Origin of the sequence: Halobellus rufus (genome assembly GCF_000739575.1) — an archaeon.
In the GTDB taxonomy this organism is placed as follows: domain Archaea; phylum Halobacteriota; class Halobacteria; order Halobacteriales; family Haloferacaceae; genus Haloquadratum; species Haloquadratum rufum.
In genome coordinates, this window is sequence record NZ_BBJO01000011.1 from 17,557 (window position 1) to 42,133 (window position 24,577).

The following is a 24,577-nucleotide window of genomic DNA, read 5'->3' on the forward strand; positions in this document are numbered from 1 at the left end:
GGCGGCCAGTTGTGTCGTCCGAGAATGGATTCGGTCCCGACAGTTCCCGTCGACGGAAGTGACAACAAAACCTAAGATTCTCAGCGGCCTACGTTCCGGTATGTTCCTCAGAGCGATCGCGTTCGTGATCGGCGTCCTCGAAGTGGCCTTCACGCGGCCGTTCGTGGATTACTGGATGGACCTCGCGGCGGTCGACGACGACGTCGAACTCCACTCGTGGGTGTACACCGTCGCTCGAATCGAGGGCTTCGTGTTCGTCCTCTGGGCGCTGAGCGGTTGCCGCTCGCGGGCGAGCGAGTGATCGCCTGCGACGCACCGGGTCGAAACCGAGGGCTCCTTGTGGGGCGGCGCTCGTGTACCTCGTATGAGCTTGGAGGTCACCGTCGCCGTCCCGTTCAAACAGCAGGGGACGACACGGCTCGGCGAGGGCGAGTTCGTCGTCGCGCTCTCTTTGGACCGGAACTGGTTCTCGCCGGATCAGGCCAAGCGTCTCATCGACGTGGCGGCGGGCCGGGGGTTGCTCGCGCGCGAGGACGGCGACGTCGTCGCGCAGTTCGACCCGCCGTCGGTGACCGTCCCCGACGAGTACGAGCCCGACCAGTCGATCCTGCGCGAGCAGTCGGCGTTCGAGCGCATCCTCGACGCGCTCGTCGCCGCCGGTTGCGACAAACAGGAGGCCGTCGCCGACGTGAACGAGCGGCAGCGACGACTCGGTATCTCCGTCGAGGCGGCCGCAGCGCTGTACGCTCGCGAGCGGGGCGTCGACGTCGGTGACGCCGTCGAGCGAGCGAAGGCGACGTTCGAGGAGTGAAGGAGTGGACGACCCGGTCGAGCTACCGCTCCGAACCGATCGGACTACCGCTCCGCGCAGCGCGAGACGCGAACGGAGCGCTCTTTTCGTCGGGTCTCGATGACCCGGTATGGTGGAAGAGCGACTGACCGACGGCCGCCGGATCGCGCAGTTTCTCGCCTCGGAGGTGACGGGCCACGGGGACGACCTCGGGTCGCTCGTCGTCTCCGACGCCGACCCCGACGTCGAGCCGACGCCCGAAGGCGCGTTCGCTTACGGGATCGAACGGCGCGCGGGAGAGGACGGTGCCACCGCGACGCGCGTCGCGTCGGTGTACGTCCAGCCCGACCGCGTCCGCGTCGATTTCGAACGGGCCGTCGACGACGTCGCCGACGCCGCGAGCGAGGCGGGCCTGCGTGTCCGGCCGAAAGCGGTCGACCCGCCGCGGACGCTCGTGTTCGTCGAGGACGGCGCGCAGGTGAAGTGGCTCCTGCCGGCGCTCCGGGCGGTCGCGGCCGACCCGGAGACCGAACCGTAGTCAGAGGTCGGCGAGAATCTCGGGCAGTCGGCTCACCAGTTCGTCGCGGCGCAGGTGGACGGCCGCCCGCGGCGAGGGCTCCGGCCCGCCGTCGTAGAGGACTTGAATCGGGACGAGCCCAGCGTCGGCCGCGCCCGCGACGTCGGCGTGAACGTCGTCGCCGACGTAGGCCGTCTCCGCGGCGTCGGTGCCGAGCGCGTCGAGCAGCGCTGCGAACGCCGCCGCGTCGGGCTTTCCGGCGTCGAGTTCCCCCGTCACGAGGGCCGCGTCGAACGCGTCGGTCCAGCCGAGGACGTCGAGTTTGTCGCGCTGGGCGACTCGGGGGCCGTTGGTGAGGAGGCCGACGCGGTACCGACCGCGAAGCCGTTCGAGGAACGGTTCGACGCCGGGCAGCGGCACGAGCGCGTCGGCGATCTCGCGGCGGTAGGCGGTCGCGACGGCCCTCGGATCCGCGTCGGCGTCGCGGTCCGCGAGCAGGTCGGCGAAGATAGGTGTCCGCGTCTCGCCGGTGAGGTTGCGCGCGTGAGCGTCGAGGTAGGCCTCCCGGGACAGCGGCGGGGCGTCCGCTCGCTCGGCCGCGTCCGCGAGGATCCGCGCGCGGTCCCGCGACGGCACGGCGAGCGTCTCGTCGAGGTCGAACCCGACCGCAGTGATCGTCACGGGCGGAGGGAGGGTCCCGGGACGTATGACTTTTCTCGTCGGGCCGCGACGGCCCGAACGTGACACTGGATCCCGTCCACGTCGACAGCATCGCCGACCTGGCGGCCTACCTCGCGCGGCACGTGGACGACGCGGACCACGTCGACGTCGCGGCGCAGATCTGGGAGCACTTTCTCGACCCGCTGTACGACCCCGACGGACGCGCCGTCCTCGAACCCGTCGACGAGCGGCGGCTCCGCGCGGCCGACGCCGAGGACGTCGCGCTCGCGACGCCCCCCTTCGAGACGGTCCACGGGCTCGACTCGGGGACGATCAACCCCACGACGTTCAAGAACGGCCTCGTGCTGGACGTCGCGCAGGCCGCGATGGCCGCGGTGCCGTCGGACCTCGACCTCCACCGACACCGGAGTATCGTCGCGGCGACGCACGTCACCGACGGCACCCTCCCGATCGACGAGCCGTGGCGGAAGGCCGACGAGGGCTACTGCCGCTGGCGCGTGCTGCAGGTGCCGCGGGTCAACCGCTACGCGGAGGGGATCGTCCACGCGCTCGCGCTGTATCTCGCCGAGAGCGCCCACGCGCTCGAACACGCCGAGGACGTGTCCGACCTGCTCGTCCTCGACGGGCCGCTGTACCCCGTCGAACTGCTCAACTGGCGCGAGCGCGACGCGGAGCTCCGAGAACTCGCCGAGGAGCTGAAGCCCCGCTCGATCGTCGAGAACTACATCCGGCTCGTCGAGTCGTTCGTCGAGCGCGACGTTCCGATCTGCGGGTTCGTCAAGAACCCGGCCTCCAAGCGGATCGTCGGCACGCTCCGCGAGAGCGACGTCGAGTTCGACGTCCCGTGGACCGACGACGCGGCGTTCTTCACGCGCCTGTTGGAGCGGCGGGACCCCGGCGACGCCGCGGAAGGCGCGAGCGGCTCCGACGGGGGCGGTGCGGTCCGCGGTCCCGAGGGCCGACAGACCGATCAGGTGACGTTCACGAACTGGTTCGTCTCCCGCGGCGGCGTCGACGCCACCGTCGCCGTCGACGGCGACGCCTACGGGATCGAGCGGAAGTTGGACCCCGAGTGCTACGAGAAGTGCTTCTTCGCGGTCTACGAGCCGCGGACGGACGTCCTCTACCGGGTCGAAGCGCCGTACGCATTCGCCCGCGATCCCGAGATCCGCGAGGCGCTCACCCGGCAGTTCGTCGGCGAGGTCGCCGCGAACCGCGGCCCGCCGGAGGCCGTCGCGAAAGCGGACGAGCTCGCGCGCATCAGCGCCAGGGAGAAGTCCTCGCTGCGCCGGAAGTTCGCCGAGACGCTCGAAACCGACGAGGTGAAGCGCTACGACGAGGTCCGGTGGGGCGAGGTCGACTGATATCGTAGCGACGTAGTCAGGAGTGTTCTGCGCCCGGTTCCTCTTTGAGCACTTCGACCCGGACCTCCGACTCGGGGACGCCGACGCGGGCGAACTGGGTCCGAACGTGTTCTTTCGCCGCCTCCAGCGCTCGCTCGCGGGTTTCGAACCCGCGCGGCATCGGCGACTCGAAGGCGACCCGGATCGTCTCCCCGTCGATCGTCGTCTCCGAGCCGCCGCTCTCGACCTCGTAGAACTCGTCGCAGACCCACACGTAGGGGGCGTCTTCGTCGGGCGCACCCTTGTACGAGGGCGCACGCTCGCCGCGCTCGAAGATCGTCCCGGTCAGCGTGGTTCCCCCCGCGTGGCCGCGCACTAAGAGCATACCTGATCTTCGTGCCAGAGCGGGAAAAGGGCGTGGCAGACGATCGGCTGACGGCGCTTCGCGACGCGAACCACCGATTCAGCCCGCCGGGCGGAGCGTTTTAGTCGTCGCCGCCGCAGTGACGAGACGAGATGGATCTCGGGGATTTCGAGCCCGGCGGCGGGGACAGACCGTCCGGCGGGAGCGACGACGAACAGACAGAGACGGAGCCCTCCGGCGAGAGCGGCGAGGACGTCGCCTTCGAGTCGTACGACGTCGACCCGGCGGGCGAGGACCGCGGCCTCGGTGCGATCGCGGTCTCGCAGGGCCTCCGCGTCGCCGAGGACGGCGACGACACGACGCTGCGGGCGTACGTGACGAGCGACAACCGCGACGCGGTCCGCCTCGGGAAGTACCTGCTCGTCCCGTACCCGGACGACGAACTGCTCTTCGCGCGGATCACCGCGCTGGAGTACGCCCAGGAGTTCCAGACCGACGACGCCACCGAGATCCACGCACGCCGGGCGATGCGTCGCGACGCGTTCGAGGAGCGCGACTACAAGTTCGTCGCGTCGCTCGCGCCGCTGGCCGTGCTGTTCGAAGACGGCGAAGGCGGTGACGACGCCGACGTCGACGACCTGAAACGCCGGATGGTCGACCGCGTTCCCAAACCGGGCGCGGTCGTCGCGGAGGCGACCGACCCCGAGCAGATCAAGACTGGGCTCGCGATCCCCTCGGAGGGCATCTTCCTCGGGCACCTCTCCGTCGGCGGCGAGAAGGTCCGCACCGCCGCGCGGCCGCCGACGATCGATTACCGACTCCGGGACGACTACGACGACGGCGACCCGCTGGTGTTCCGCCACACGCTCGTCGCCGGCGGGACCGGGTCGGGCAAGACGCACGCGACGAAGAACGTCCTGCGGCAGTTGCTGGCGGCGGACCGCACCTACGAGATGGACGACGGGCGGTCGGCCAGACTGGCGGTCGTCCAGTTCGACCCGCAGGACGAGTACGCCCAGATGCACGACGACAACCCCGCGATGGACGACGCGACCGCGCGCCGGTACGAGCGCGAGGGGATCGTCCACGGCGGCCACGACGACACCGTCGCACTGATACCGAAGGAGGACGGCGTCCCCTACGGCGGCGACAACCACCGCGCCGAGCAACTGGAGTTCACGATTCCCTTCTCGATGGCGCGGGACCGCCCGTGGCTCGTCGCGGGCAGCAGCCTCAACGAGAACCAGTACCCCGCACTCGTCCAACTGCTGAACCGGTTCTTCCGCGAGTACGGCGACGGCGGCACGTACGCGGAGTTCCTGACGTTCCTCGACGACCCCGCGATGAAGGAGGAACTCGACGAGTCCGGGCGGGTCCACGAGGCCACCTTCGACGCGGTGAAGCGCCGCGTCCGAGGCGTCCCCGACGGCGTCTTCGACCAGTCGGCGCGACCGATCACGGACCTCGACCACCAGCTCGTTCGGCCGGGCGGGCTGACCGTGATCCCGACGTATCACCTCTCGACCAGCCGCGCGAAGGAGATGTTCGTCCTCGCGGTGTCGAGCCTGCTGATCGACGACAAGCTCTCGAACGCGCCCGATTCGGACCGGATCAAGGAGACGCCGCTCCTCTTGGGAATGGACGAGGCGCACAACTTCCTCGCGGACGCCGACAACGTGCAGGCGCGGAAGGTCATCTCGAAGTTCACCGAGGCGGCAAAACAGGGGCGAAAGGAGCGATTGGGGCTGTTCTTAGTCACGCAAGACCCCCAAGACGTCGCCGAATCGGTGTTCAAGCAGATCAACACCCGGTTGGTGCTCAACCTCGGAGACGAGGACGCCATCAAGAGCGTCAACATCCCGCCGGAACTGGAGGACAAGGTGCCGTACATGGAGAAGGGGCAACTCGTCGTCTACTCGCCCGATAACTCCGAGCCGGTCGAACTCGTCGGCCTGCCGGTCTGTCTGACTCGCCACGGGGAGTGACCGCCCGCGACTCCGGATCCGGCGCACCGACTGTGCGGTTCTGACCCTGTTTTTTGTACCCGCACCCTGTACTCGAATCTATGCCGAGTCACGTGCTCGTTCCCGTCGACGGCTCCCCGCAGTCGGTGCAGGCGCTCCGGTTCGTCGCCAGCGAATGGGACGACGTGGGCGTGACGCTCCTGCACGTGATCAATCCCGTCAAGCGCGGCTACCGGGCGAGCGTCCTCCCGAGCGGGTCCGAGGACTGGTACCAAGAGGCGAAGGACGAGGCCGAGGAGATCCTCGAGGAGGCGCGCACGGAACTCGGCCGCGAAGACCGGGTGACCACGCGGACCGAAGTCGGTCGCCCGGCGACGACGATCGTCGAGGTCGCCCAAGAGGAAGAGATCGATCACGTCGTCGTCGGCAGTCACGGCCGCCGCGGCGTCTCGCGGCTCATCTTGGGGAGCGTCGCCGAACACGTCGCGCGGCGCTCGCCGGTCCCGGTGACGATCGTCAGGTGAAAAGTCGCGTCGGCCGTCCGTCGGTGCTCAGTACCCGAACTGGTCGCGGACGAGCACGACCGTCGTTCGGCCCTCCTCGGTCTCTCGCCGGAAGATGAGCTGTTTCGCGATCGCGGACTCGACGCCGTAGGCCTCCTGAGCGCGCTCGTTCTCCAGCGGGTAGGCGACCGATTCGAGGCGATCGAGCGCGTCCTCGAGCGTCGGCACGATCTTGTTCGCGCCGCTGACGATGACGACGTTGCTCGCGGCGAAGGGGTACGCGCCGATCCGGCTTCCCGAGAGGTCCGCGGCGACGAGTTCGCCGGTCTGGGAGATGGCGTTGATGCCGCCGAGGAAGTAATCGGCCGTCTGCGAGTCCCGGCGAGCGGCCTGCCGTTCCGCGTCGTCGTCGATGCTCCAGATCTCGTCCGGGAGGCTCTCCCAGTCGTGATCGCCCTCCGAGAGGTACTCCGTAAAGCCGATCTCCTCGAGCGTCGTCGAGTGGCCGTTCATCACGGACGCGCCGGCGGGGATGTGCGACTGGATCGTTTCGAGCGCCTCCTCGGCGGAGTCGACGACGACGACGTCGAACCCGTTCGCTTCGAGGTTCTCGACGGTCGTTTCGATCGCGTCGTCGTCCGCGACTCGATCGAGCGTCGCGTCGATTTCGGTGTCGTCTACGTAGTCGGATTTCTGTTGTGACATTGTGGAATGAGTCGTCGGTTTCGACATCGTTCACTACCCGCTGGCGACACTTAACCGCTCGCGGACACCCGTATCAGGTGGTGACGCGGGTGTTACCGGCGTGTTCGCGAAACGACGTGTTACTCGATCGGCGCGTCTCGGCGGCGGAGACAGTCCCGTCAGGACGGCGCAGAAGCCACTCGTCGTTCTTCGGTCAACTGGCCCGTTATCCCCTCAGTTACTGGAACCGACGAGTCACTCCAGCGATTTTCCCCAGTTCTGGAACTCGCCGCCGCACTCGCACGTGGCCGGGTGCGTGAACGACGTCACGAGTTTGCCGCACTGGAGGCATTCGTACGTCGACTTCGAGTCCGGACTGTTCGCTGCCTCGATGTCTTGACCGTGGGGCATGCGTCCCTACGAACGGGACCCGGCCACAAATATTAATCTTAAAAGGTCATATAAGGACAATCTAAGACACTAAAGAATATCTAGATATTAAAACGCACGAGCGAAGAGGGGCCGACCGCCGGTAGCGACGTTACTGGAAGCCGATCCGGCCGTCGCGGCGCTCGCCGATACCCTCGCGGCCGCCGCCCTTGAACTGGTCCTGCATCTGCTCGTAGTAGTCCATCAGGTCGTCGGTGATCGTCGGCCGGACGGACTCCATCGCCTTGCGGAAGTGCCGCATCTCGATCTCCTCGGCCTCGTCGTCCTCCCGCAGCGCCTCGATGGCGGCCTCGCGAGCGATCGTCTGGAGGTCCGAGCCGACGTAGCCGTCGGTGATCTCTGCGATCTCGCGCAGGCTCACGTCGGGCGCGAGCGGCGAGTTGCGGGTGTGGATCTTGAGGATCTGCTCGCGGCCCTCCTCGTCGGGCTGGCCGATGAGGACGAGCCGGTCGAACCGGCCCGAGCGGATGAGCGCGGGGTCGATCATATCCGGCCGGTTGGTCGCGGCGATGACCATCACGTTGCCGTTCTCCTCAAGTCCGTCCAGTTCGGTCAGCAGCTGGTTGACGACGCGCTCGGAGACGTTGTTGCCGGTCTCGTTGCCGCGGGCGGGCGCGAGGCTGTCGAGCTCGTCGAAGAAGATGATCGTCGGGCTGACTTGGCGGGCCTTCCGGAACGTCTGGCGGATGGCCTTCTCGCTCTCGCCGACCCACTTCGAGAGCAGTTGCGGCCCCCGGACCGAGATGAAGTTCGCGTTCGTCTCGTTGGCGACGGCCTTCGCGATGAGCGTCTTCCCGGTCCCGGGCGGGCCGTAGAGGAGCACGCCCTTCGGCGGGTCGATGCCCATCCGGTCGAACCTGTCTTGGGAGGTGAGCGGCCACTCGACGCTCTCCTTAACGGTCTGCTTCGGGTCTTCGAGCCCGCCGACGTCGTCCCACGACACCTTCGGCAACTCGACGAGCACCTCGCGCATCGCCGAGGGCTCGACGTCCGCGAGCGCCCCCTGGAAGTCCTGCCGCTTGACGATCATCCGGTCGATGAGGCTCGGCGGGATGTCCTCCTCGTCGAGGTCGATCTCCGGGAGGTACCTTCGAAGGGCCTTCATCGCGGCCTCCTTCGTCAGCGACTCGATGTCCGCGCCGACGAAGCCGTGCGTCTCGTCGGCGAGGTGGTCCAGGGAGACGTCGTCGGACAGCGGCATCCCGCGGGTGTGGATCTGCAGGATCTCCTTGCGGCCCGTCTCGTCGGGCACGCCGATCTCGATCTCGCGGTCGAAGCGGCCCGGGCGGCGCAGCGCGGGGTCGACGCTGTCGACGCGGTTCGTCGCCGCGATGACGATGACCTGCCCGCGGGTTTCGAGCCCGTCCATCATCGTCAGCAACTGGGCGACGACGCGGCGTTCGACCTCGCCGGTCACGTCCTCGCGCTTCGGGGCGATCGAGTCGAGTTCGTCGATGAAGATGATCGACGGCGACTCCTCGGTCGCGTCCTCGAAGATCTCGCGCAACTGCTGTTCGGACTCACCGTAGTACTTCGAGATGATCTCGGGGCCCGCGATGGAGAAGAAGCTCGCGGAGGTCTCGTTGGCGACGGCCTTCGCCAAGAGGGTCTTTCCCGTCCCGGGCGGGCCGTGAAGCAGGACGCCCTGCGGCGGCTCGATCCCCAGCTTCTTGAAGATCTGCGGGTGCTTCATCGGGAGTTCGACCATCTCGCGGACGCGCTGGATCTCGCCCTGGAGGCCGCCGATGTCCTCGTAGGTGATCCCGCCGCCGGTTTTCTCGAAGCCCGAGATGGGCTCCTCGCGGAGTTCGACCTCGGTGTCCTCTGTCACGAGGCAGACGCCCTCCGGTTCCGTTTCGACGGCGATCAGCGGGATGGCCTGTCCCGGCGACCGCATGAACGGGTGGTTCGTCGACGACATCACCGGGACGATGTCGCGCTCGACGACCGGCCGCTTGAGGATCTGCCGCTTGACCATCCCGGCGGCGTCGGAGCCGAACTGCACGCTCGCCTCCTCCGGCGGCGCGAGCACGAGTTTCTCGGCTTTCGTCTCCTCGGCCTTCCGGATCGTCACGCGTTCACCGATGCTGACGTCGGCGTTCTGGCGCGTGAAGCCGTCGATGCGGACCGTGTCCGTGTTCCAGTCCTGCCGGTCCGCGCGCCACACCTTCGCCGCGGTGGTTTCTGCGCCCTCGATTTCGATGATGTCACCCGGCGAGAGCTTCAGATGGAGCAGCGTGTCCGGGTCGAGACGGGCGATGCCGCGCCCCGAGTCGTTCGGGTACGCCTTCGCCACTTCGAGTTGAACTTCATTCATGATTTGGTCGCGGGGATATGTCCCGCAGATGGGTCACGACCGGGGTTAAGTCCTTCCCTGGGTCGTCTCCGACTGGGCGCGATTCCCAACCGTGACACTCTATCACAATGTACTCTCGGGGGATACAAATCCTTACCGACCGCGACATCGATGCGTGGATCTTTGCCCCCGCGCGGCGAGTGATCGCGTATGCGCACACTCGCCTTCGACGGCCGGATGGGTGCCAGCGGGGACATGCTCCTCGCGGCGCTGCTCGCGGCCGGTGCCGACCCCGACGCCCTCGCGCCCGTCGAAGACGCCCTCGACGTCCGCTACGACGTCGGCCGCGTCGACAAGAACGGGATTTCGGCGACCCGCGTCCGCGTGCTGCTCGATGGTCCGACCGACGACGCCCACAGTGCCGGGGACGTTGACAGCGACGCCGACGGCGACACCACCGCCGACGAGTCGGGAGACGCCGATCGGGACGCCGACGATCGCGGCCACAGGTACTTCCTCGGACACGGGCACTCGCACGACCGCGGCCACAGCCATTCTCACGGCCAGGGCCACTCTCACAGCCACAGCCATTCGGGCGGGACGCCCGCGGAGGGCCACGGCCCGCACCGAACCTACGCGGAGGTCGTCGAGATCGTCGAGTCGCTGGACCTCCCACCCGGCGTCGAATCGGACGCCAAGGAGATCTTCCGACGCCTCGGGGAGGCCGAGTCGACGGTCCACGACACCGACCTCGAATCGACGCACTTCCACGAGGTGGGAGCGGACGACGCCATCGCCGACGTCGTCGGCGTCGCGCTGCTCGTCGACGACCTCGGCGTCGACAGAGTCGTCACGACGCCGCTGTCGACCGGCGACGGCACGCAGGGGATGGCCCACGGCGAGTATCCTGTCCCCGCGCCCGCGGTCGTCGAGATCGCCGCGGGAGCCGACTGGTCGCTGCAGGGCGGCCCCGTCGACGCGGAGCTGCTCACGCCCACGGGCGCGGCGATCCTCGCACACTTCGCCGAGGGCGTCGACTCGCTGCCCGCGCTGACGGTCGACAGCGTCGGATACGGCGCGGGCGGCTGGGACTTCCCGGACCGACCGAACGTGCTGCGCGCCATCGTCGGCGACGGCGGCACTCGCCTCCAGCGCGACGAGATCACGGTGCTCGAGACGAACGTCGACGACGTCTCCCCCGAGGTGCTGGGGGGCCTCCAGTCGACGCTCGCCGAGGCCGGCGCGCGCGACGTGAGCGTCGTGCCGACGACGATGAAGAAGTCCCGCCCGGGCCACCTCGTCAAAGTCGTCGTCAAGCCCGAGGACGCCGAGCGGGTCGCCCACCGCCTCGCCGTCGAGACCGGGACGCTCGGGATCCGCGAGCACGGCGCGGGGCACCGCTGGACCGCGTCGCGGGAGTTCCGATCGGCCGGTCTGGAGATCGACGGCGAGCGCTACGAGGTCCCCGTCAAGGTCGCCAGCGACGCCGACGGAACCGTCTACGACTACAGCGCAGAGTACGACGTCGCCGTGAGGGTCGCCGAGGCGACCGGGCTACCCGCTCGCGACGTAATGCAACGGGCCGAGTCGGCCGTCCGCGACGGTGAGTGACCGAGACGGGCGGTTCTGAATCGCTACTTGCGGTCTCGGAGCTGATCGATCCGCGCTTCGAGGTCGTCGATCGCGTCTCGGACCTCCTGTCGCGCCTTCTCGCTCATCTCCTCGGCGTCGTCCGCCGCGTCTTCGAACGTCTGTCGCACGCGCTCTACGGCTTCGGAGGTTTTGTCGCTCATACGGGTCCGCGTACGCCGCCCACGGACCTAAAAGTACGGCCGCTACCCCCGTCTCGCTCCCGACCGCTCGTTCCCGGCCGCTAGACCCTCTCGCTGTGGTCGCCGTCCTGTGAGCGCCGTAGCGGGAGTCGACGGCGGGATGCACGTCAGTCCACTTCCCGATCGGCGTCGTTCGGCCCGTCGCGCGCCCGGTGCGTTTCGAGGGCCTCGTCGACCGTGAGTTCGCCGGCCGCGACCCGCCGGGCGAGCCCCTCGTCGATCGTCCGGCCGTCCGCAGACTGACGGCGCGAGCGGTCCTTGATCCGCTGGAGTTCGCCCGCGGTCGGTTCGACGGTCCGCGAGTCGATCGCCTCCCCGGAGAGCCGCGCGATGTTGACCGCCGCGAGCACGTCGCCCATCCCGCGCGCGCCGGTGCCGAGATACGGCGTCGTCCCCGTCTCGTCGACGATCTCGACCGCGACCTCGTCGAGGTCGTTGATCAACTGCGAGCCCTGCAACCGCGCGCCGTCGCCGATCCGCACGAGCGGGTCGGGCGCGTCCGCGACCTCCCGGCGGATCGTCTCGACCGCGTCGGCCAAGGGGACCTGAAACGCGGAGACGATCGTCTCGCCGTTGAGCACGGCGATCCCGGGCCGCACGCCGGGGTCGACGCCGACGACGGTCCGTCCGCCGCCACCGCGGAGGATCGCGACAGCCTCTTCGACCGCTCTGCGGGCCTCCTCGGCGGTCGCGACGACCGTTTCGACGCCCGCGGGCGGTGACCCGGCCGTCGTCCCCGCCCCGTCGAACGCCTCGTCGGTCGACGAGCGGATCACTACCCGCGTCCCCTCGGGGAGTTCCTCGCCGGGTTCCCGCGTGGTGAAAGCGACTCCGCGGTCCCGCAGTTCGTCGACGACGTCGTGGTACAGCTCGAAGTCGTCGGTCGCGACGACGATCACTGACGGACCTTGCGCCGTCTCGATATAAAAGGTGTCGCGAGGGCGATCGAGCCGAGCGTCGCGTCGGACTCACCAGCGCTCAGCGGGTGCTCGCGACCGGGGGGTTTTTCGCCGATGCCGACCGAGACCCCGGCGTGTCCGACGCACTCACCACGGGGTGTCGCTCGCTCGACGAGCTGCTGGGCGGGGGCTTCGAGCGCGGCACCGTCACGCAACTCTACGGGCCGCCGGCCGCCGGGAAGACGAACCTCGCGCTCTCGGCGGCCGTCTCGGTCGCGGCCGACGGCGGGACGGCGGTCTACATCGACACCGAGGGGCTCTCAGTCGATCGATTCCGTCAGCTCGCGGAGGCCGCCGCGGGCGGGGAGCAGTCGATCGAAGACGTCACCTCCCGGCTCGTCGTCTCCGAGGCGCACGACTTCGAGGAGCAGGAGGAGGCCGTCCGCGACGCCGAGGAGTTCGCCGACCACGCGGAGCTGATCGTCCTCGACAGCGCGACCGGCTTCTACCGGCTCGAACGGACCGGTGACGGCGACGCCGGCGAGTCGCTCCGCCGCGTCGCTCGTCAGGTGACGCACCTGCTCTCGCTGGCACGGAAACACGACCTCGCGATCGTCATCACGAACCAGGTGTTCACCGATCCCGACAGCGACCGCTCGCGGGCGCTCGGCGGGCACACGCTGGAACACTGGACGGGCGCGGTCGTCCGCCTCGACCGCTTCCGGGGCGGCAACAGGCGCGCGACGCTGGAGAAACACCGGTCGAAACCGGCCGGCGAGTCGGCGACGTTCGAGATCACCGGAGACGGGCTCGCCGACGTCGACATCTGAGTCCGAAAGAAGTCGACCTTAGAGTTCGCCGAGCTTCCGGATGAGCTGGCCGCGGTACTTCTCGTCGGCGTTGAGTCCCTTCAGTTCGAGGACGTTGCGTTCGAGCTTGTCGAGCGCGACGTGGAAGGCGTGCTCCGCGCCGTAGCCCTCGCCGCTGCCGGCGATCTGGCCGTGACTGGTACGCAGGCGGATCTGACACTGGATCAGCGGCGTGCCGCGGAGCTTCTCCTTGTGCTCGTGGAAGCGGACGTGCGCGTGCAGCACCTGCATCTGCTGGTACTTGTCGACGACGGAGGTGATCGACTCGACGACCTCCTGTCGCGTGAGCGTCTCCAGCAGGCTGACGTTGGTGATCTGGACGTCCATACTCTCCTCCTCGGTGAACGTCAGCGCGCGAAGGACGTCGGTCTTCGTCACGATCCCCTGCACTTCGGCGTCGCTCTCGGTCGACGTCACCACGAGCCCGGAGATGTCGTTCTCGAACATCCGTTCGACCGCCTCGTCGACGGTCTCGGCGGGCGTCGCCGTGACGACCGGCGAGGACATCAGGTCGTAGACGGGCAGGTCCAACATCCGATCGAGGTCGCCGCGTCGGTCGCCGCGCCCCTGTCGGGTGTCGTCGCGGACGACGAAGTCGACGAGGTCGTGCGTCGTGACGATGCCCGTGAGCTTGCCGCTGTCGTCGTCGACGACCGGCAGCCGGGAGATGCCGTGCTCGCGGAGCTTGTTGATCGCCTGTCCGACGTGGGACTTCTCGCTGACGCTGACGATGTCCTCAGATTGGATGTCTCCGACGGAGATCGCATCCAAGTTGTCGAGGACGGCGTCGAGGATGGTGTCGCTGCTGATGACGCCGTAGAGCTTCTCGCCCTCGAACACCGGCGCGACGTTCACGTCGCCCTCGACGAGCATCCGCGCGGTCTCGCGGACGTCCTCGTGGCGGTCCACCCGCGGCGCCGACTTCATCACGACGGAGGCTTTCGTGTCGTCCTCCATCCGGGACCGGACGAGCTGTTTCTCGCCGATGATGCCGACGTACTCACCCTCCTCGGTGACGACGATTCCCCGGGGGTTCTCGCGCTCGAAGATGGCGCGAATCTTCCCAAGGCGCTTGTCGACGTCGACTTCGACGAAATCAGGAGTGGCAATATCAGTAATATCCATAGTTGTAGTCGCCTCCAGTCGGTGATACGCCGGCTGCCGTCTTGAAACTTCGTCCCGTTCTCAGCGCCTTGGCGGCGGCGAAGGCGTCCGAGCGGACCTGTCGGTCAGGCGACTCGCGACGACGTTCAGTCGTCGGCCCGGGCGTTGAACTGCTCGGCGGGCAGTCTGAGCTCCGCCAGCCCCGGCAGCTTCTCGATGTTGAACACGACTTTCAGATCGTCCGTGACCGGTTCGCCGATGCAGGACAGCCGGATGCCCTGCGCTTTCATCTCGTCTGTCAGGATGGTGCTCACCGGCATCTCGACCTCGCCCTCGACGACGGCGACGGCGCAGTTCGCACACGCGCCGCCGCGGCAGGCGTAGGGCCACGAGAACCCGTACCGCTCGGCCGCCTCCAGGAGCGTCTCCCGTTCGTCGACGACGAGGAGGCCGTGCGTGTCGACACCGAGGTCGGCAGCGGCGGCCTTCTCGAAGAGGTCCTCGTCGGTGAGCTCCCAGCCGTGCGCCTCGACCGCCTCGTAGTCGAGGTATTCGACGGTCGGACCGAGCGCGTCCTCGTCCTCCTCCTCGGGTTCCTCGGCCGCGGATCGATCCGCAGCGGACGCGTCGTCTCGGACGGTCCCGTTTCGCGCGGCGGACGTCCCCGGCTCCCCGTCTGACGCGCTCGCCTCGAACGTCGACGGGTCGCGTCCGGCGGCGATGTGCTCGTAGGCGCGTCGGACGCGCTCGAACTCCGCGAGCGACCCGCCGTGGTCCGGGTGGGCCTCCTTCACCCGGCGGCGGTACGCCCGCACGACCGCGTCCTCGTCGGCGTCGGCGTCGATTCCCAGTACGTCGTACGGCGACTCCACGCGCGGGTCTTAGGAGATGACGGGGTTAAGTCCTCTCTCTCTGCCACGAGCCGAGAACGACCGCGGAGACCGGTCGCGTGCGGCGGATCGGTCGGCTTGCGGCCAAGCGGTTGTCCTGCGACGGGTCAGTTCGGCTCGGGGAAGTCGACGTAGGCAGCCAGCCGTTCGCGCGCGTGCTCCGTGACCGACGACCCGTGGAACACGAGCGCGACGTCGAAGTCGTACTCGAGCAGGTCGCGCAACCGCAACTCCCCCTCGTGGACGTCCTCGGAGAACGCCGCCGGCGGCGGGACGAGATACCCCGCGGGAAGGCCGCGGCGGTCGGAGCCGAACGCCGCATCGCCCAGCACGGCGACGCCCCGGCGTTCGTCCACCAGCGCGTGGTTGTCCGCGCGGTGTCCCGGGAGGTGGACGGGGACGAAGTCGCCGATCGGCGTGCCCTCGGTGTAGCGGTGGTCCGGTTCGTTGCGCAGACCGCCGACGTCCGTCTGCTCCGGGACCCACGTTTCGAGGTCGAAGGCGTCGACGACCGCGTCGAAACCGCCGACGTGGTCGTGATCGCCGTGGGTGATGAGGAGCCGTTCCGGGTCGACGCCGACCTCGTCGACGGCGTCGACGATCCGATCGATTCCATCTCCGAGGCCGGTGTCGACGAGCGTCGGCGTCTCGCCGTCGAAGAGGTACACTCGGAACCGACCGCCGTCGGGCCGCGTCTGCGTCGTGATGTCGTACACGCCTGGGACGACTTCGTCGATCATACCGGGGGTGCGGTCGCTCGCGAATTAGTGGTTCGGGTCGAACGTGCGTGACGCGAAGTGTCTGCCGTCTCGTCTCTCTCGCCGTCTGGTTTGTGACTGTCCCGGCGTTCGCGAAACGCACCGAGACGGCGGAGTCACTCGAACTGTCGATCGCTTCGAGAAGAAAGTGGGTTGGGGCGAATTTGAATCGCCGGCCTCCTCCATGTCAAGGAGGTGTCATAACCAGACTAGACCACCAACCCGTCTGATCTGCTCACGTCGCGCCCATCTGAGCGCATTACTTCGTTTCCCGGGGACGTAATTGAAGGTTTCGTTTCGGGAACGGACGGTGCCGTCGTTCGATTTTCGCGCGCTGGCGACGCCTCGTGGCGGCGTTGCGGTTCGGCGTCATCGCACGCCAGCGGATCCCGCGTGGGAGATAGATCGACCACTGGCCGCTCCGACAGTCTTATACTGATGAACGAAGTTGTTCACTACAACACGAACACGTACATTTATGACCACGATGACACTCCAAGATTACATCGAACGAGCGGCCGGCGGCGAGGACCTGACGCAAGAAGAGTCACGCGAGGCGGCCGGTCTCGTCTTCGAGGACGCGACGGAGGCGCAGATCGGCGCGCTGCTCGCGGCGCTGCGCGCGAAAGGGGAGACCGAGACCGAGATCGCGGGGTTCGCGCAGGGGATGCGCGACGCCGCCCGGACGATCGAACCGGACCGCGCCCCGCTCGTCGACACCTGCGGGACCGGCGGCGACGACTACAACACGATCAACGTCTCGACGACGAGCGCGATCGTCGCCGCGGGGGCGGGCGCGGCGGTCGCGAAGCACGGCAACTACTCGGTGTCCTCGTCCTCGGGGAGCGCGGACGTGCTGGAGGTCGCCGGGGCCGACGTCGAGGCCGAACCGCCGGCCGTCGAGGCCGCCATCGAGCGCGACGGGATCGGCTTCATGCTCGCGCCGGTGTTCCACCCGGCGATGAAGGCCGTCATCGGCCCGCGGAAGGAACTGGGGATGCGGACGATCTTCAACGTGCTCGGGCCGCTGACGAATCCCGCGGGCGCGGACGCGCAGGTCGTCGGCGTCTACGACGAGGACCTCGTTCCAATCCTCGCGCGGGCACTCTCGCACATGTCCGTCGACCGCGCGCTCGTCGTCCACGGCTCCGGGATGGATGAGATCGCGCTGCACGACGAGACCGCCGTCGCCGAGGTCCACGGCGACGAGATCGAGGAGTACACGATCACGCCCGAGTCGATCGGGCTCGATAGCGCGCCGATCGACGCCGTCGCGGGCGGGAGCCCCGAGGAGAACGCGGCCGACCTCCGCGGCATCGTGACGGGCGATGTCACCGGCCCGAAGCGGGACATCATCCTCGCGAACGCCGGAGCGGCGATCTACGTCGCCGGCATCGCCGACAGCGTCGAGTCGGGCGTCGAGGCGGCCGCGAACGCGATCGACGAGGGCGACGCGACGGCAACGTTCGAGGCGCTCTGCGAACCGCTCGACGCCGCGGTGGAGCGCTGAGATGGTTCGGGTGAAAGTCTGCGGCGTGACGAACGAGGCGGACCTCCGCGCTGTCGAGCGGGCGGGGGCCGACGCGGTCGGCGCGATCGCCGAGGTGCCGGTCGACACGCCGCGGGAGGTCTCGCTCGACGACGCCGCGGCGCTCTTCGACGCCGCGCCGCCGTTTCTCACGACGACGCTCGTCACGATGCCGGAGACGGTCGCCGAGGCCGTTTCGGCGGCCGAGCGAGTCGCGCCCGACGCGCTCCAGTTACACGGGGAGTTCTCCGCGGCCGGACTCGAAACGATCCGCGAGCGCGTCACTGCGGATCTCGTCGCCGTCGTCGACGCGGCCGATCCGGAGCGCGCCCGCGCCGTCGCCCCGGCCGTCGACGCCGTGCTCGTCGACTCCGTCGACGACGAGGGCGCGGGTGGGACCGGCAAGACCCACGACTGGGAGGCGACCGCCGCGGTCGCCGCGACGCTCGACGCGCCGGTGATCCTCGCGGGAGGACTGACGCCCGACAACGTCGCCGAGGCGGTGGAGACGGTCCGCCCCTACGCCGTCGACGTCGCGAGCGGCGTCGAGTCGACGGGCGGGGAGAAGGACCACGAGGCCGTCCGCGCGTTCGTCGCGAACGCCGTTGCCGCGGCCGACACGGCCAGCGAACTGGACGACGAGGGCGACGCGACGGCGACGTTCGAGGAGGTCTCGTCGTGAGCGACGAGCGCGAGGCTGAGTCGGGCGAACCCGCGGCGAACGACACCCCGCTCTCGCAGTCGCGGGAATCGTTCGTCGCGGACGTCGCGGCGGCGACCGACGCGCAGGACGGCCCGGTCGTCGCGCACGTCACGGCCGACCTGCCGGACGTGACGCCGATGACCGCCTACGCCGCCCTGTCGGACCGGAGCGACTACGGGTTCCTGCTCGAGAGCGCCGAGAAGACGGCTTCCAGCGACCCCGCGGGCGCGTTCGCACCCGATCACGTGACGGCCGATCGGCACGCGCGCTTCTCGTTCGTCGGGTACGACCCCGACGCCGTCATCACGGTCGATCCAGACGGCGTCGACGTCGAGCGCCTCGGCGGCCGCGCGGCCGAGTACGTCGACGTCGACACGACGGACGCCGACGGGGAGCGAGACGTCCTCGACCGGCTCCGCGACGCGTTCCCCGAGCTGCCGCGCGTCGGCTTCCCCGAGGAGGAGCGCCAGCAGCTCCGCGGTGGGATGGTCGGCTTCTTGGCCTACGAGGCCGTCTACGACCTCTGGCTCTCGGAGGTCGGCGTCGAGCGCCCCGAGACCGACACGCCCGACGCGCAGTTCGTCCTCACGACGAAGACGCTCTCGTTCGATCACGCACGCGACGCGGCGTCGCTCGTCCTGACGCCCGTCGTCGCCCCCGACGACGACCCCGGCGACGTCTACGACGAACTCGTCTCGGAGGCCGACGAGGTCGCCGCGACGCTCGCGGACGCGACGCCGCCCGAGACGGGCGGCTTCGTGCGCAGTGGCGAGTCGGCCGGGCCGAAAGCCGAGTACGAGGCCGCGGTGCGGACGACGAAGGAACACGTCCTCGACGGCGACATCTACCAGGGCGTCATCTCCCGTGTCCGCGAGCTGTACGGGGAGGTCGACCCGCTCGGCCTCTACGAGGCGCTGCGGGAGATCAACCCCTCGCCGTATATGTACGTCCTCCGGCACGACGACCGCCACATCGTCGGCGCGAGCCCCGAGACGCTGGTCTCGGTACGGGGCGACCGCGTCGTCTCGAACCCCATCGCGGGGACGTGCCAGCGCGGGACGAGCCCGGTCGAGGACCGACGCCTCGCCGGCGAGATGCTCGCGGACGCGAAAGAGCGCGCCGAGCACACGATGCTCGTCGACCTCGCGCGCAACGACGTCCGCCGGGTCTCCCAGCCCGGCAGCGTCCGCGTCGAGGAGTTCATGAACGTCCTGAAGTACAGCCACGTCCAGCACATCGAATCGACCGTCACGGGCACTCTCGCCCGCGCGGAGCGTCCGAACGGCGAGTACCCCGACGGTGCGGACGCGTTCGACGCCACCCGGGCGACGTTCCCCGCGGGGACGCTCACCGGCGCGCCGAAGGTCCGCGCGATGGAGATCGTCGACGACCTCGAACTGGAGCCCAGAGGCGTCTACGGCGGCGGCGTCGGCTACTACTCGTGGTCCGGCGACGCGGACTTCGCGATCGTCATCCGCACGGCCACGGTCGATCGGAGCGGCGCGGAGGACGTGATCTCGGTGCGGGCGGGCGCCGGTATCGTCGCCGACAGCGACCCGACCGCCGAGTACGAGGAGACCGAACAGAAGATGGGGGGCGTTCTCTCGGCGGTCGAGCGGATCGAGCGCGAGGGGGGCGAGACGGCAGACGATAGGGGCGCGTCCGGTGAGACGCCCGACGAGAGCGACGCGTCCGGCGAGGCTCCGGGCGAGAAACCGCTCTCGGGGGAGGCGTCGCGATGACCCTGCGACTGCTCGTCGTCGACAACTTCGACTCGTTCACGTACAACCTCGTGGAGTACTTCTCCGAGCAGCGCGTCGACGGCGAACCCGTCGAGGTGCTCGTCAGGAAGAACACCGCCGGCATCGAGGAGTTGCGCGACCTCGACCCCGACGCCATCGTCATCAGCCCCGGGCCGGGGCACCCGAAGAACGACCGCGACGTCGGCGTCACCACCGAGGTCCTGACGTCGCTCTCGGAGACGGTCCCGACGCTCGGGGTCTGTCTCGGCCTCGAAGCCGCGGTGTACGCCTACGGCGGCGAGATCGGGCACGCGCCCGAGCCGATCCACGGCAAGGCCTACCCCGTCGATCACGACGGCCGCGGCGTCTTCGCCGGGCTCGATCAGGGCTTTCAGGCCGGGCGCTACCACTCGCTCGTCGCCACCGACGTCCCCGACTGCTTCGAGATGTCGGCGACGACGGCGCACGCGCTCGGGGACGACTCCGAGGAGGGGTCGACCACGGAACTCGTGATGGGCGTCCGCCACCGCGAGTTCCCGATCGAGGCCGTGCAGTTCCACCCGGAGTCGGTGCTGACGGGCGTGGGCCACGACGTGGTGCGGAACTTCCTCGACGAGTGCGTCCGCGGGCACGAGGCGACGAGCGCGGCGCGCCCCTGAGGATTACAACACGTTGATCCCGAAGAAGGAGAGCACCAGCAGCGCGCCGACGACGACCGCCGCGATGGTGACCAGTCGCCACGCGATCTTGAGCGCGATCCGCCCGACGAGAACGACGATCGCGATCGCGACGATGACGGCGAGCGCCTGCCCGAGCGGCTGGGAGAGCAATCCGCCGAGCTGCATCGGTGCGACCGTCGCGGCCGCGGCGAGTAGGGATGACATACAGACCGGTATCACCCGAGGAGGGAATAAGTCTGTGGGAGCCGCGGCACGTCGGACCGGACGTCGCGCCGAAACCGCGGGACCGAGCCGGATCCGGTAGACGTATCCTACGCTTGGTACGTTTCTCGGTACGAGTCGCTTACTCGGATACCAGTACGTCGACCGCGCGGTGACGAGGGGCTCCAACGCGGGATCGACGCTCGGAACGACCCCCCATCAGTTCGCCTGAAAAACTGAATCACGGCGTCGGGGTCGACCGATGAAAATTTCACTTTCGCCGCGCTCTGCGTAGCTTGATATTCTCCGTGTGTGTACGGTGGAGCGCAACGGCACCTCTCCGCCGATCAGGGTCGCGAGTAAGGTACTCGATGTGATATTTATATGCGAACACCCGGAGACCGAAGCCTTAACCGACCCGCCGCACTCACAAGACACCGTTACAAATGACCGGAACTGAGCCACGCAGTCGATTCGAAACCGTCCGGTGCGACCGCACTGGACTGGAGGAACAGTAGATGACCGACACGAACGTGAGCGCAGGCGACCTCGAACTGCCCGTCAAGCGGACTGACGGCGACACGCTCGAAGAGCGCCTGACCGCGAACGCCTACCACAACATCCTGCCCGCGCGGTACCTCCGAAAGGACGCCAACGGCGATCCCGTCGAGACGCAGGAGGACCTCTTCCCGCGCGTCGCGAAGAACGTCGCGCTCGCGGAGGCCGTCTACGAGGCCGACGCCCGCGACGTCGACGTCACCGTCACGCCCGACCAGTTGAAGCCCGATCACCCGCGCCGCGACGAACTCGCCGCGGAAGTGTTCGGGAAGGGCGTCACTCCCGACTCCGACGCCGAGACGTCGCTGTCGGTGTACAACGTCAACAAGTTCGCCTACGACACCGTCGTTCCGGAGCTCCCCGAGGAGATCCGCGCGGCGGTCGAGGAAAAGCGCGAGGAGTTCGAGACGCTGATGGAGGATCTCTCCTTTATGCCGAACTCGCCGACGCTCATGAACGCCGGCGACGAACTCCAGCAGCTCTCGGCGTGTTTCGTCGACTCCCCGGACGACGACATCGACGACATCCACCAGACCGCAAAGGAGGCCGCGCAGGTCTTCCAGAGCGGCGGCGGGATGGGCTACGCCTTCTGGCGGCTCCGCCCCTACGGCGACGCGGTGGGCTCGACGGGCGGCATCGCCTCCGGGCCGATCACCTTTATGCGGACGTACGACCAGCTCTGTGAGACGATCGCGCAGGGCGGCGCGCGACGCGGCGCGCAGATGGGCGTGATGCGCGTGTCCCACCCGGACGTCATCCAGTTCCTTCACGCGAAGAACAAGGACGTCTCGCTGGCGAACACGCTCCGACTCAACGACCCCGACGACTTCACGCACAACTCCTTCGCGGATGCCTTGGAAGAGGCCCGCGAACTCATCGACGACGAGGGGCGCGTCCCCAAGCACCTCCGGAACGCCGTGGAGGGGCACCTCTCGAACTTCAACATCTCCGTCGGCGTCACCGACGACTTCATGGAGGCGCTCTTCGAGGGCGAGGAGTTCACGTTCACGAACCCCCGCACGGAGGAGCCGCACGTCGCGACGCCCGAGACGAAGGAACTGTACGACATGTTCGGGCTCGGCGACCACGTCGAGGTCGGCGAGGTCCTGTCGATCCCCGCCGAGAAGCTCTGGGACCAGATCGTCGACGGCGCACACGAGAACGGCGAACCGGGCGTCATCTACCTCGAACGCGTCAACAAACAGCACTCCTTCGACGTCGAGGAGCACCCGGACCATCGCATCCTGGCGACGAACCCCTGCGGCGAGCAGCCGCTCGAAGAGTACGAGGCCTGTAACCTCGGCCACATCAACCTCTCGACGCTCGCGGACCTCGACGCCCCCGACTGGCGCGTCTGGTACGACGAGCACGGCGACGAGTACGACGAGTTCGAGGCGGCCGTCGACGCCTTCCTCGAGGAGGCCATCGACTGGGAGGCGTTCGACTACCGCATCGATAGAGGAACGCACTTCCTCGAGAACGTCGTCACGATGTCGGACTTCCCGGTCCCGGAGATCGAGCAGAAGGTCCGCGACATGCGGAAAATCGGCCTCGGCGTGATGGGACTGGCACAGCTGTACATCCAGTTGGGCATCCAGTACGGCACCGAGGAGGGCAACGAGGTCGCCCGCCAGCTGATGACCCACATCAACCACACCTCGAAGTGGACCAGCCACGAACTCGCCGAAGAGCGCGGAGAGTTCAACGACTGGGCTGACTCGAAGTACGCGGATCCGACCGAATACCGCGAGTGGTTCGAGCACCATACCGGCCTCGACGCCGACGAGTGGGCCGACGGCTTCCCGATCCGTAACCACAACACCACGACGGTCGCCCCGACGGGGACGACCTCGATGGTCGGCAACACCACGGGCGGGATCGAGCCCATCTACAACGTCGCCTACTACAAGAACGTCTCCGACGACGTCCAGGGCGACGAGATGCTCGTCGAGTTCGACGACTACTTCCTTCGAGTCTTAGAGGCTAACGACATCGACGTCGACGCGGTGAAGAAAGAGGCCCAAGAGCAGATGGCCGAAAACGAGTTCGACGGCGTCTCCTCGCTGTCGACGGTCCCGGACGCCATCTCGGAGCTGTTCGTCGTCACTGGCGACCTCTCGGGCAAACAGCACGCGGCGGTCCAGTGCGCCACCCAGGAGGGCGTCGACTCCGCCATCTCGAAGACCTGTAACTTCCCGAACTCCGCCTCGAAGGAGGACATGGACGAGGTGTACCGCTACATCTACCGCAACGGCGGGAAGGGCGTCACCGTCTACCGCGACGGCACGCGCTCGAAGCAGGTGCTGACGACCCGCGCGAAGAACGCCGACTTCGCCGACGAGGGCGAAGCGGCCGAGACGCTCGTCGAGCAGATCGAGGAGGTCTTCGGCGGCGTCGAGGGCTTCCTCGAGAACGAGAACGTCCAAGCGGCGCTCGACGAGGAGGTCGACCGACTCCTGTCGGCCGCGGATGGCCAGACCGACCTCGGGAAGAAGCGGCCCCGGCCCGACGTGCTGCACGGCGTGACCCAGCGCATCGACACGGGGTACGGAAAGCTCTACGTCAACATCAACGAGGACGAGCACGGCCAGCCGTTCGAGCTGTTCGCGAACATCGGCAACTCCGGCGGCTTCACGGCCTCCTTCACCGAGGCGCTCGCGAAGACAATCTCGACGGCGCTGCGCTCCGGCGTGGACCCGAGCGAGATCGCGAGCGAGCTACAGGGCATCCGCAGCCCGAAGGTCGCCTGGGACAAGGGCGAGCAGATCAACTCCATCCCGGACGCCATCGGCACGGCGATGCGCCGGTACCTCGACGGCGAGATCGACAAGGGCTACCCGCAGCAGCAGAACCTCACCGAACTCTCCGACGAGGCCGACGCGAGCGCGTCTGCCGGTCGCGAGACCGACGGCGGTGCGGCGGTCGACGTCGGCGACGCGAACGTGAGCCCGGACGCGCAGACGGACGACGGGACGCCGGAGGGCGGCGCACCCGACGCGACCGACGACCTGCTAGCGGCCGGCGAGAGCCCCGAGTGTCCCGAGTGCGGCAGTATGTCGCTGTACTACTCCGAAGGCTGCAAGACCTGCGAGTCCTGCGGCTGGTCGGAGTGCTGAGCGGACGCGGACGGACAGTCGAATCCGAACCGGATCGCTCCCGCTGACTCGCGGACCGATTTTTTGCGGCGCTTCGTCGAACGGCGTCCGTTTGAGCGTGACGAC

General features: G+C 68.3%; 24 protein-coding genes and 1 tRNA gene. 13 read left to right on the forward strand and 12 right to left on the reverse strand.

The window, feature by feature from the left end:
• The first annotated feature begins 100 nt into the window (after nt 1-100).
• The 3 genes from ACP99_RS05850 to ACP99_RS05860 all read left to right on the forward strand — a co-directional run bounded on the left by ACP99_RS05850 (nt 101) and on the right by ACP99_RS05860 (nt 1,328).
• Nucleotides 101-301, forward strand: coding sequence for a hypothetical protein (locus tag ACP99_RS05850; RefSeq protein ID WP_049985698.1), 201 nt, complete (start codon nt 101-103; stop codon nt 299-301).
• A 63-nt stretch (nt 302-364) separates the two neighbouring features.
• Nucleotides 365-811, forward strand: a complete 447-nt coding sequence (locus ACP99_RS05855) for a DUF2240 family protein (RefSeq protein ID WP_049985699.1) — start codon at nt 365-367, stop codon at nt 809-811.
• 109 nt (nt 812-920) lie between these two features.
• Nucleotides 921-1,328 carry a hypothetical protein gene (locus ACP99_RS05860; protein WP_049985700.1) on the forward strand — a complete coding sequence of 136 codons (408 nt, stop codon included), beginning with the start codon at nt 921-923 and terminating at the stop codon, nt 1,326-1,328.
• On the opposite strand, the gene ACP99_RS05865 is transcribed toward ACP99_RS05860, so the two are convergent.
• On the reverse strand, nt 1,329-1,988 hold the full coding sequence (locus ACP99_RS05865) for an HAD family hydrolase (protein WP_049985701.1): 660 nt from the start codon (nt 1,986-1,988) through the stop codon (nt 1,329-1,331).
• Nucleotides 1,989-2,047: 59 nt separating this feature from the next.
• On the opposite strand from ACP99_RS05865, the gene ACP99_RS05870 reads away from it, so the two are divergent.
• Complete coding sequence (locus ACP99_RS05870; RefSeq protein WP_049985702.1) at nt 2,048-3,352, forward strand: DNA double-strand break repair nuclease NurA; 1,305 nt, start codon at nt 2,048-2,050, stop codon at nt 3,350-3,352.
• A gap of 16 nt (nt 3,353-3,368) precedes the next feature.
• On the opposite strand, the gene ACP99_RS05875 is transcribed toward ACP99_RS05870, so the two are convergent.
• Nucleotides 3,369-3,716 (reverse strand): DUF7113 family protein, encoded by a 348-nt coding sequence (locus ACP99_RS05875; protein ID WP_049985703.1) that lies wholly within the window; start codon nt 3,714-3,716, stop codon nt 3,369-3,371.
• 131 nt (nt 3,717-3,847) lie between these two features.
• Between ACP99_RS05875 and ACP99_RS05880 the strand changes: the two genes are divergently transcribed.
• Both ACP99_RS05880 and ACP99_RS05885 read left to right on the forward strand, forming a co-directional pair.
• Nucleotides 3,848-5,680, forward strand: coding sequence for an ATP-binding protein (locus ACP99_RS05880; protein ID WP_081927187.1), 1,833 nt, complete (start codon nt 3,848-3,850; stop codon nt 5,678-5,680).
• 80 nt (nt 5,681-5,760) lie between these two features.
• The gene (locus tag ACP99_RS05885; protein WP_049985704.1) at nt 5,761-6,183 is read left to right on the forward strand and encodes a universal stress protein; all 423 of its coding nucleotides are present in this window, start codon (nt 5,761-5,763) and stop codon (nt 6,181-6,183) included.
• A 27-nt stretch (nt 6,184-6,210) separates the two neighbouring features.
• On the opposite strand, the gene ACP99_RS05890 is transcribed toward ACP99_RS05885, so the two are convergent.
• From ACP99_RS05890 to ACP99_RS05895, 3 genes are all read right to left on the reverse strand, one after another.
• Nucleotides 6,211-6,867: a lactate utilization protein gene (locus tag ACP99_RS05890; RefSeq protein WP_049985705.1), complete on the reverse strand. Its 657-nt coding sequence runs from the start codon at nt 6,865-6,867 to the stop codon at nt 6,211-6,213.
• A gap of 234 nt (nt 6,868-7,101) precedes the next feature.
• Nucleotides 7,102-7,257 carry a rubrerythrin-like domain-containing protein gene (locus ACP99_RS19865; RefSeq protein WP_156105608.1) on the reverse strand — a complete coding sequence of 52 codons (156 nt, stop codon included), beginning with the start codon at nt 7,255-7,257 and terminating at the stop codon, nt 7,102-7,104.
• Nucleotides 7,258-7,387: 130 nt separating this feature from the next.
• Nucleotides 7,388-9,613, reverse strand: a complete 2,226-nt coding sequence (locus tag ACP99_RS05895) for a CDC48 family AAA ATPase (RefSeq protein WP_049985706.1) — start codon at nt 9,611-9,613, stop codon at nt 7,388-7,390.
• A 189-nt stretch (nt 9,614-9,802) separates the two neighbouring features.
• Between ACP99_RS05895 and larC the strand changes: the two genes are divergently transcribed.
• The gene (gene larC / locus ACP99_RS05900) at nt 9,803-11,203 is read left to right on the forward strand and encodes a nickel pincer cofactor biosynthesis protein LarC (protein WP_049985707.1); all 1,401 of its coding nucleotides are present in this window, start codon (nt 9,803-9,805) and stop codon (nt 11,201-11,203) included.
• A 23-nt stretch (nt 11,204-11,226) separates the two neighbouring features.
• Here the strand turns inward: larC and ACP99_RS20410 are convergent, their stop codons facing one another.
• Entirely contained in the window at nt 11,227-11,385 is a 159-nt protein-coding gene (locus ACP99_RS20410) for a hypothetical protein (RefSeq protein WP_197052369.1), read from the reverse strand.
• 146 nt (nt 11,386-11,531) lie between these two features.
• Nucleotides 11,532-12,323 carry a hypothetical protein gene (locus ACP99_RS05905; protein WP_049985708.1) on the reverse strand — a complete coding sequence of 264 codons (792 nt, stop codon included), beginning with the start codon at nt 12,321-12,323 and terminating at the stop codon, nt 11,532-11,534.
• 134 nt (nt 12,324-12,457) lie between these two features.
• Here ACP99_RS05905 and radB point away from each other — a divergent pair, with 134 nt between their 5' ends.
• Nucleotides 12,458-13,153 (forward strand): DNA repair and recombination protein RadB, encoded by a 696-nt coding sequence (gene radB, locus ACP99_RS05910; protein ID WP_049985740.1) that lies wholly within the window; start codon nt 12,458-12,460, stop codon nt 13,151-13,153.
• An 18-nt stretch (nt 13,154-13,171) separates the two neighbouring features.
• Here the strand turns inward: radB and ACP99_RS05915 are convergent, their stop codons facing one another.
• From ACP99_RS05915 to ACP99_RS05930, 4 genes are all read right to left on the reverse strand, one after another.
• Entirely contained in the window at nt 13,172-14,317 is a 1,146-nt protein-coding gene (locus ACP99_RS05915; protein ID WP_049985709.1) for a CBS domain-containing protein, read from the reverse strand.
• 125 nt (nt 14,318-14,442) lie between these two features.
• Nucleotides 14,443-15,168: a ferredoxin Fer gene (gene fer, locus ACP99_RS05920; protein WP_049985710.1), complete on the reverse strand. Its 726-nt coding sequence runs from the start codon at nt 15,166-15,168 to the stop codon at nt 14,443-14,445.
• Between the two features lie 125 nt (nt 15,169-15,293).
• Nucleotides 15,294-15,926, reverse strand: coding sequence for an MBL fold metallo-hydrolase (locus ACP99_RS05925; protein ID WP_197052370.1), 633 nt, complete (start codon nt 15,924-15,926; stop codon nt 15,294-15,296).
• Nucleotides 15,927-16,093: 167 nt separating this feature from the next.
• Nucleotides 16,094-16,168 (reverse strand) — tRNA-Val (locus ACP99_RS05930).
• Nucleotides 16,169-16,431: 263 nt separating this feature from the next.
• On the opposite strand from ACP99_RS05930, the gene trpD reads away from it, so the two are divergent.
• Genes trpD through trpG form a run of 4 tightly spaced genes read left to right on the forward strand, consistent with a single transcriptional unit; the run spans nt 16,432 to nt 20,576 of the window.
• Entirely contained in the window at nt 16,432-17,454 is a 1,023-nt protein-coding gene (trpD, locus tag ACP99_RS05935; protein ID WP_049985742.1) for an anthranilate phosphoribosyltransferase, read from the forward strand.
• A 1-nt stretch (nt 17,455) separates the two neighbouring features.
• Nucleotides 17,456-18,154: a phosphoribosylanthranilate isomerase gene (locus ACP99_RS05940; RefSeq protein ID WP_049985711.1), complete on the forward strand. Its 699-nt coding sequence runs from the start codon at nt 17,456-17,458 to the stop codon at nt 18,152-18,154.
• Nucleotides 18,151-19,917, forward strand: coding sequence for an anthranilate synthase component I (gene trpE / locus ACP99_RS05945; RefSeq protein ID WP_049985712.1), 1,767 nt, complete (start codon nt 18,151-18,153; stop codon nt 19,915-19,917). Before ACP99_RS05940 ends, trpE begins: the two co-directional genes overlap by 4 nt.
• Nucleotides 19,914-20,576 (forward strand): anthranilate synthase component II, encoded by a 663-nt coding sequence (gene trpG, locus ACP99_RS05950; RefSeq protein ID WP_049985713.1) that lies wholly within the window; start codon nt 19,914-19,916, stop codon nt 20,574-20,576. The genes trpE and trpG overlap by 4 nt, the downstream gene beginning before the upstream one ends.
• Before the next feature lie 3 nt (nt 20,577-20,579).
• On the opposite strand, the gene ACP99_RS05955 is transcribed toward trpG, so the two are convergent.
• Nucleotides 20,580-20,801, reverse strand: coding sequence for a hypothetical protein (locus tag ACP99_RS05955; RefSeq protein ID WP_049985714.1), 222 nt, complete (start codon nt 20,799-20,801; stop codon nt 20,580-20,582).
• A 515-nt stretch (nt 20,802-21,316) separates the two neighbouring features.
• Here ACP99_RS05955 and ACP99_RS05960 point away from each other — a divergent pair.
• Nucleotides 21,317-24,472 carry an adenosylcobalamin-dependent ribonucleoside-diphosphate reductase gene (locus ACP99_RS05960; RefSeq protein ID WP_049985715.1) on the forward strand — a complete coding sequence of 1,052 codons (3,156 nt, stop codon included), beginning with the start codon at nt 21,317-21,319 and terminating at the stop codon, nt 24,470-24,472.
• Nucleotides 24,473-24,577: the final 105 nt, after the last annotated feature.

Excerpts from the sequence above, each read along its gene's own strand:
- ACP99_RS05850 (WP_049985698.1), top strand. The coding sequence starts at position 101 with ATGTTCCTCAGAGCGATCGCGTTCGTGATCGGCGTCCTCGAAGTGGCC.
- ACP99_RS05855 (WP_049985699.1), top strand. The coding sequence starts at position 365 with ATGAGCTTGGAGGTCACCGTCGCCGTCCCGTTCAAACAGCAGGGGACG.
- ACP99_RS05860 (WP_049985700.1), top strand. The coding sequence starts at position 921 with ATGGTGGAAGAGCGACTGACCGACGGCCGCCGGATCGCGCAGTTTCTC.
- ACP99_RS05875 (WP_049985703.1), bottom strand. The coding sequence starts at position 3,716 with ATGCTCTTAGTGCGCGGCCACGCGGGGGGAACCACGCTGACCGGGACG.
- ACP99_RS05880 (WP_081927187.1), top strand. The coding sequence starts at position 3,848 with ATGGATCTCGGGGATTTCGAGCCCGGCGGCGGGGACAGACCGTCCGGC.
- ACP99_RS05885 (WP_049985704.1), top strand. The coding sequence starts at position 5,761 with ATGCCGAGTCACGTGCTCGTTCCCGTCGACGGCTCCCCGCAGTCGGTG.
- ACP99_RS05890 (WP_049985705.1), bottom strand. The coding sequence starts at position 6,867 with ATGTCACAACAGAAATCCGACTACGTAGACGACACCGAAATCGACGCG.
- ACP99_RS19865 (WP_156105608.1), bottom strand. The coding sequence starts at position 7,257 with ATGCCCCACGGTCAAGACATCGAGGCAGCGAACAGTCCGGACTCGAAG.
- ACP99_RS05895 (WP_049985706.1), bottom strand. The coding sequence starts at position 9,613 with ATGAATGAAGTTCAACTCGAAGTGGCGAAGGCGTACCCGAACGACTCG.
- larC (WP_049985707.1), top strand. The coding sequence starts at position 9,803 with ATGCGCACACTCGCCTTCGACGGCCGGATGGGTGCCAGCGGGGACATG.
- ACP99_RS20410 (WP_197052369.1), bottom strand. The coding sequence starts at position 11,385 with ATGAGCGACAAAACCTCCGAAGCCGTAGAGCGCGTGCGACAGACGTTC.
- ACP99_RS05915 (WP_049985709.1), bottom strand. The coding sequence starts at position 14,317 with ATGGATATTACTGATATTGCCACTCCTGATTTCGTCGAAGTCGACGTC.
- ACP99_RS05925 (WP_197052370.1), bottom strand. The coding sequence starts at position 15,926 with ATGATCGACGAAGTCGTCCCAGGCGTGTACGACATCACGACGCAGACG.
- trpD (WP_049985742.1), top strand. The coding sequence starts at position 16,432 with ATGACACTCCAAGATTACATCGAACGAGCGGCCGGCGGCGAGGACCTG.
- ACP99_RS05940 (WP_049985711.1), top strand. The coding sequence starts at position 17,456 with ATGGTTCGGGTGAAAGTCTGCGGCGTGACGAACGAGGCGGACCTCCGC.
- trpG (WP_049985713.1), top strand. The coding sequence starts at position 19,914 with ATGACCCTGCGACTGCTCGTCGTCGACAACTTCGACTCGTTCACGTAC.
- ACP99_RS05955 (WP_049985714.1), bottom strand. The coding sequence starts at position 20,801 with ATGTCATCCCTACTCGCCGCGGCCGCGACGGTCGCACCGATGCAGCTC.
- ACP99_RS05960 (WP_049985715.1), top strand. The coding sequence starts at position 21,317 with ATGACCGACACGAACGTGAGCGCAGGCGACCTCGAACTGCCCGTCAAG.